We start from the raw sequence: 471 nt of genomic DNA, 5'->3' as shown, positions 1-471 counted from the left end.
CGGGGCCTGACGTGTGTGTCGTCGTCCCGGTGGGCGGGTTCGATCACCAAGGCCACGCATGATCAGTGGGCGCTCGCCCGGCGTGGCCAGCTCGCCCACATCCAGTCCCTTGAGGCAGGGATCCGTACGATCGCGCACCGGCTGTCTCTGCCGGTCGGCGCGAAGGGATCGAAGCACGCTCTGGGTGGCTACCGCAGCCGGCGGGAGTGGCACGCCAAGACCCGCCGCCTGCACGTGCTCGAAGACCGGCTGGAGCGCGAGCGGGCCGACCGCGAGGCCGGAACCGTGCACGTCGTACGCGGCGGCAAACGACTGGCCCGCACCCGGCACCAGCTGTCTGCCGCACAGCTCACCGAGGCCGACTGGCGCCGACGGTGGGAAGCATCGCGCTGGTTCCTGCAGGCCGACGGCGAATCCGGCAAGCGGTACGGCAACGAGACCCTCCGCATCAGCCCGGACGGCGAGGTCAGC

The 471-nt window shown here is 71.3% G+C and carries 1 pseudogene; it reads left to right on the top strand.

The features are described from left to right. Nucleotides 1-471 (top strand): annotated as a pseudogene (locus IG08_RS0153345) (IS200/IS605 family accessory protein TnpB-related protein); the annotation flags it as partial.

Origin of the sequence: Streptomyces fulvoviolaceus (assembly GCF_000718165.1) — a bacterium.
GTDB lineage: Bacteria > Actinomycetota > Actinomycetes > Streptomycetales > Streptomycetaceae > Streptomyces > Streptomyces fulvoviolaceus.
This window is presented reverse-complemented; position numbering and strand designations above follow the sequence as displayed.